This window comes from Brucella sp. NBRC 14130, from assembly GCF_040371715.1.
GTDB classification, from domain to species: domain Bacteria; phylum Pseudomonadota; class Alphaproteobacteria; order Rhizobiales; family Rhizobiaceae; genus Brucella; species Brucella intermedia.
Genome location: NZ_BAABTE010000043.1, coordinates 1 through 5,727, shown reverse-complemented (window position 1 = coordinate 5,727; position 5,727 = coordinate 1). Strand labels below are relative to the sequence as shown.

Sequence of the window (5,727 nt, the reverse complement as noted above, 5' to 3'; positions counted from 1 at the left end):
ACAAACCACCGGCACCCGAAGCAGCCGTCTGGCCTCCACAAAATGGGCCAGCGTCAACACCAGCAGTGGCAAGCAGACCGATCATGCACTAACATTCCAAACGGATCACCTCGTGGGGGCAGGCCAGTCGGCAGGCTTGCCCATTCCAGAGCCAGATTGTTGATGAGCGTGTCTTCCTTCAGACGGCCTGCGAGGTACTTGTCGATCCCGCGAACGCCTAGAAGGTAACAGGCGCAACGGTCCTGCAACGCCTCATTGAACAGAAGATTGTTCGACAGTTGCAGGGTGCGCTTGATTGTCCGAAGCGTGGTGCGAACGATTTGATATCGACCGAGCGCCGAGCTATTCAGCTTGTTCTTCGGGTGCGCCAGCATCTTGCCTTGCAGATCGTCAATCTCTTTCAGGCTCATTTTCACCAGATCAACATCGCCGCCGGTATATGCGCCATAGCCGAGCGTTTCGTTGTACCCGTCGCCCTTGTCCGTCCCCTCGGTGAACCCGATCAGATCAAGCAGCGGGCGGTAGACGTAATACAGGTCTGGCGTTGAGACATGCGGCATCGCTTTGGCAAAGGTTCCCTTGGCCATTTGGTGGTTTCCTTATTTTGTGAGATAATTGGTGTGCGCTGCTGAAGTTACCCTCTCCTTACAGCGCAACCTCGGATGCGACCTTCCCCGCGCCGAGGTTTTTTTTGGCATTAAAAAACCGCCTCAAGGGCGGTTAAATTTCACCTCAATTGATTGAAGATAGTAGCGGGACAAGGACTGAGTATTCTCGCCGCGCTTTATCGGCATACATTGCCTCACTGGGATGGACGCAATCTGCTAGCTGGTTTTGCCAATCTTTTTCTTTCTGAGTAGCATAGAAGTGATCGACCAAAGAAACCTGTTCAGAAGTGGCGACATTTTTAATGCGCTCAACATAGTACGGCAGAACTGAAAGACGTGGTTCCTTGCAAACTGGGTTGGGCGTCAATAGCACCACAGTCTTGCCATGCACTTGAGCCGTCTTCACCAATGTTCTCAAGATGTATTCGAACTCTTTTGGCCCTTCTGACACCATTCCCGGTGTTGGAACTTGGTTGAAATACGCATCATTCAATGAAAAGTTTATCATAACCACCGACGCATCCGATTGAGACATTTCCACATCCCAAGCTTCATTCCGCCCGTCTACGCCCAACAGAATTTGCGATGCTTGTGTCCCGCCAACACCTTTGTTGTAAACAACGGCATTTGGATCAATATCTCGCCGGATCATTTCCTGCAAAAGAGCCGGTACGTTCTTTCTGGTTAGGAAAGCACCACCATCAGTGGAAACCCAGCCTTCTGTAGTGCTATCTCCGTACACCGCAATTTTCAGACCACTCTCTGCCCATGAGTTCGCTGTGCTAATTGCCAACATTAATATTGTGACAAAAATTCTGAACAATCCGGACCTCTTCGATTACCTCAGAATGTTATAGTTTTTGTCTTATAATCTCTGCAACAGTTGAGAACTCTCTTTTCGCTTTTGCTATGTACATTTCATCGCCCGGGTGTACGCCATCGCTTAAACCAGCTTCCCATTTATCTAGAGAAGTGATCACTGCGAAGTGTTTCACAATCCTAACGCCTTCTAGAACGGCAGCATTATTGAGTGCTTCGACATAGTATGGCAACACAGCTTGTCGCGGTGGTTTGCTGACTGGGTTCGGCTCAAGAAGAACAGTCTGCTTTCCTTGATCCCTTGCAATGGAAACCATTTCTCGAATGATCTGTTGATATCGAGAAGGCGTCTCTCGTTCATACCCTGTGGTTGGGACCTCATGATAATATGCATCATTCAGACAGAAATTGACGAGAATGACTGATGCCGGTGTCTCTATCATCTCTTGAGACCAAGTCTTATTCCGTCCATCTGTACCATTCAGGATTTGCGAAGCCTGTGTGCTTCCGACACCTTTATTTATTACGACTGCAGAAGAACTAAATTCCTGCCTCATGTACGACTGAAGAAGCGCAGGAACATTATTTTTCGTTATCGCGGAAACACCATTATAGCTTTGCCACCCTTCGGTTGTGCTGTCGCCATAACAAGCAATTTTTATATCATAATTGTATCGGGCTGGAATACTGGCTCCAAGGGAGGATAATGCAGCGTACATCCTTCAACCTACAATCCCTGTCAAAACGATCCTATACCAAGCCAAGGTTCCTGACGTGGGAACGATACGAAGTGCGTTAAATGGTGACCACGGCGTCACAATGCCGTTGCGAGACAGGAACTGCATCGCTCCTCCTGACACTCTTCGGGTAATCGAAGCAGAATAGAGCGACCTTCTGAACTGATTAAATTCAGAGATCTTTATCTCCATCATCGCACCCCCGCCTCCGGTGGCACTAGCAACATTCCCCGATACGATAGCCGGTGATACTGGATTGGATGCCGTCACGCTCGTGCCCGAAACAACTAAGACTTGTTCCGTATAATCATCCGTAGTGGATAGCCAAGACGACCCGTTGTCAGTTGAGAGTTGGAGACCGATCGAGACATTATTGTCAGTCGGAGCCGCATCAATGTGCAGCACTATTTCTCTATATCGGGTTCCAAGTCCGGTTTTTATCCAGCCAGCACTCGCTGTATTAGAACTATCTGACGCGATTATTTCGGCTGGCACATTTTTGAACACCAAATTTCCGCTATTGTTGGTGCCAAGCGATTGGTTAGGTGCGCGGGAAAGATCCGCAAACTGGCCAAGGTTGCCGTTCGGGTCTTGAACCAAATCAGCCAACTCATACTCACCCGTCGGGCCGCCAACTGGCACCTTACCTTCCTCGACGCCGAGTTCCGCAAGGTTCATCAAAACGCCATTGCCGAGCAGCTCGATAACGGTTGCGGCCTGTGTCGAGACCCGGCTTCCATCGCCAAGCTGTCGAGCGCGATATGCACCGTCAACAATCGTCGTGCCAGTCCACGGTTCAGTAAGGGGCAACTGGGTGTCGCTGTCGACACTGGCGATGACGGCCGTCAGTTTCTGGATTTGAAGCGTGTCGCCTTCCCAGAACCGCGTCACTTCGAACAGTGTCCCGGTGCCGGTAACGGTCACTGACCCATTGGCAAGCGAAATCGTTCCCGACGTGTAGTCGGACAAAGTGGCCATAGATTTCTCCTGGGAACTTAAAGCGTCGTTGCGCTGAGAATGTAGTAACGGACGCCTCCCGGGTCTGGCAGAATGTACATAAAGCTACCCGTTGAGGTGTCGATAGTCGTCGGAGCGCCGGGGCTGATATGAATGACAATCCGATTGGTCTCGACAACAGTCACGCATGATTGGCTTGTCGGTTGCCATGCGTTGGTTCCCGGCAGGCGCACATACTGGTGGAAACCCTGTGTGATACGTTCCGGCCAGTTACACATCACCTTGGGAAAGATGAACTGCCCCGAACCATCGAAGTTCACGATTGCGGCATGCGATCCATACTGACTATCGACCACGTTGGCCGTCGAAAATGACGATGCGGGTAGGGGTTTTCGATTTGGCTAATCTTGTAGTTACGCAATGGGCCAAGATCCGGAAACTGCGGCGCACCTGAACGATCCAATCCCAAGGCATCAAAGCCGTTCCGTAGGGAACCATTGATGCTTATAATCATGCCGTTCACGAGACTTACAGTCTCGCGCACCATGTACTGGATGCCACCGAGAAAATTATTAGCGATCTGAATGGACAGATCAGCAAAAGCCCCTGGAAGGGCAGACCATCCGTTCACAATCGCGTTGTAGCTGCCGACAAAAACAGCCACGATTGAATTCACTCCGCTCTTCGCGGCTCCGACGATATCAAAGCCAATGATCTTGGTTAGTTCGTCGCGGAATATATTTGCGGCAATGACGGTTGCGGCAAAACCAGCCACCAGAGCGGTAGCGGGATTAGCGAGCGCGAATGATGCACCCATGCTGATGGCAGCTACAGAGACGCGGCCCATCCAAGCGATCAGATTTACCATTCCGGCGATGACGCTCGGCGCATAGATCAACGCGAGTGCCGCAGCTGCAGTAGTAGCATATGGCGCTATTGCCTTCAGGTTATCCGCTAAGAAAATCAGGGCTTGCGAAGCGCGCTTTGGCCAATCCACCATCTGCAGGCCAGCCGCGGACAACGCCACAAGACCGATAGTCAAGAGGCTGACTGGCGAGATGACGGACATGAATGCTGCGCCGAGCCCTCGTAGCGGGTTTTCCATCATGCTGATGACCGCTGCAAGCTGGCTTGCAAGTTGCAAGGCCCACCGAAACAGATAACGGCAATTCTTTGTCCGGCCTTTTTTCGTTCAAAAGGCCGGACGCTCTTGAACTGATATCTGCAACCACAGAATCGATGTTACTTGTTTCTGCTTTCGGTACGAACGCACAGAACTCATCACCTCCGATGCGCGCAATCAGGCTGTCGTTCGACAAGCAATCTTCCAATGCTTGTGCTACTGAAATTACGGCATCATCGCCTGTCGGGTGCCCGTATTGATCGTTGATCCGCTTTAAATAATCGATATCAGCAATCAAAAACCATCCGCGAACACCTGCCTTGTTGGCTGCATTAAACTGCTGGATAAAACTTCTCCGGTTGAGGAGGCCAGTTAGCGGGTCAATACTGGCTACCCGCGCCAGTTCATTCGCTCTTTTCACCGCAACGCGGTAAGACTCTTCGAGCTTTTCCAATCGTGAAAACCAGAAAACGCCTAACGGTATCGCGATAAGAAACGGAAGCAATAGACGGACTACAATTGTGACCGTGTCTGAACGCGCGCCGATCACGAAACGTATCCCTGTCGATAGTGAAATCGATATCAGCGCTGCAATCGCGGCAACCAACGCCGTGCGTTTCCAAACGTAACTTGATGGCGCGCGCAAAAACCCAACCCTCAGCAGGTAGACCCAACAAGTCGATTAACGCCTCTTATAGGGAACTTCAACAATCATTCCCGTTTCTTTCTTTTAAACCCGCGCAACAACGATGCAACGCCTTGTCCGTCACTGGCTGGAGTTTCGTTCTTTAACTGGTCGCTGGATTTCGTTTTCTGCCCTGCCCGCGTGACTGCCAGAATGGCGTTATCCAATGAGCAGATCAGTTCGGCCTCCCATGTTAGCATCGAAATGCCGTGAACACGGCTGTAGGCGTCGATCTCTCCATACGAGATCGGATTTGCAGACATGCCGACTGATCGGCGGGCGTTCAGATCGAGGAACCAGCCCCAGACGTGCCGTAAATCGTCTGGGAAGTCTGGCAGGACTGTAGGCCGTCGTTTAGCGAAGACGGCCTCGCCGAACGAAATTAGGTCGCTGGCGAGGCTTTCACGAAAGCCAGTTGATTATCCGCCGCGGCGTCGATTTGCTCGGCAATGAACCACAAATCCGGGTTGGTCAGCACTGCTCGGACGTTTTCCGTCGTGCATTCAATGGCCTTGCCGCCTCGCTCGAATCCTTCCCACGAAAGTACAGCAGCCACCATCACATCAATTGCGCGATCTTCGATTTCTTCGACCGTCTGAACTTTCTTCGGATTGCGCTTCTGGTCGCGAATATTGGCATTAGCCAGGCGACGCTGGACATCACGAACGCGTTGCGACTGATACGACGCAACGCGAACTTTCATGCCCAATTTCTTGCCTGTGGTCGGGTGAACAATATCCACCTCGAAACCTTCGTCAAATGCCTTCGCCGCACCGTCAAATACTGACAGATCCATCT

General features: G+C 51.3%; 7 protein-coding genes and 1 pseudogene. All 8 read right to left on the bottom strand.

Going from position 1 to position 5,727, the window contains the following annotated elements; genetic code table 11:
• Positions 1-53: 53 nt before the first annotated feature.
• Positions 54-587, bottom strand: a complete 534-nt coding sequence (locus tag ABWW28_RS27250) for a lysozyme family protein (RefSeq protein WP_278502550.1) — start codon at positions 585-587, stop codon at positions 54-56.
• A gap of 145 nt (positions 588-732) precedes the next feature.
• A complete protein-coding gene (locus tag ABWW28_RS27245) occupies positions 733-1,431 on the bottom strand; it encodes an SGNH/GDSL hydrolase family protein (RefSeq protein ID WP_112702595.1) in 699 nt (232 codons plus the stop codon).
• Between the two features lie 28 nt (positions 1,432-1,459).
• Positions 1,460-2,146, bottom strand: a complete 687-nt coding sequence (locus ABWW28_RS27240; protein ID WP_196108675.1) for an SGNH/GDSL hydrolase family protein — start codon at positions 2,144-2,146, stop codon at positions 1,460-1,462.
• 3 nt (positions 2,147-2,149) lie between these two features.
• Positions 2,150-3,142 carry a hypothetical protein gene (locus ABWW28_RS27235; protein ID WP_353392953.1) on the bottom strand — a complete coding sequence of 331 codons (993 nt, stop codon included), beginning with the start codon at positions 3,140-3,142 and terminating at the stop codon, positions 2,150-2,152.
• A gap of 295 nt (positions 3,143-3,437) precedes the next feature.
• On the bottom strand, positions 3,438-4,019 hold the full coding sequence (locus tag ABWW28_RS27230) for a hypothetical protein (protein ID WP_112702499.1): 582 nt from the start codon (positions 4,017-4,019) through the stop codon (positions 3,438-3,440).
• Positions 4,020-4,251: 232 nt separating this feature from the next.
• Positions 4,252-4,890 (bottom strand): annotated as a pseudogene (locus ABWW28_RS27225) (GGDEF domain-containing protein); the annotation flags it as partial.
• A 65-nt stretch (positions 4,891-4,955) separates the two neighbouring features.
• Entirely contained in the window at positions 4,956-5,267 is a 312-nt protein-coding gene (locus ABWW28_RS27220) for a phage tail assembly chaperone (protein WP_424945378.1), read from the bottom strand.
• A 44-nt stretch (positions 5,268-5,311) separates the two neighbouring features.
• Positions 5,312-5,727 (bottom strand): hypothetical protein (locus ABWW28_RS27215; RefSeq protein ID WP_112702498.1); only part of this gene is annotated, 416 nt, incomplete at its 5' end.

What these genes read in the sequence shown, in the direction of transcription:
- ABWW28_RS27250 (WP_278502550.1), bottom strand. Translation starts at nt 587, where the DNA reads ATGGCCAAGGGAACCTTTGCCAAAGCGATGCCGCATGTCTCAACGCCA.
- ABWW28_RS27240 (WP_196108675.1), bottom strand. Translation starts at nt 2,146, where the DNA reads ATGTACGCTGCATTATCCTCCCTTGGAGCCAGTATTCCAGCCCGATAC.
- ABWW28_RS27235 (WP_353392953.1), bottom strand. Translation starts at nt 3,142, where the DNA reads ATGGCCACTTTGTCCGACTACACGTCGGGAACGATTTCGCTTGCCAAT.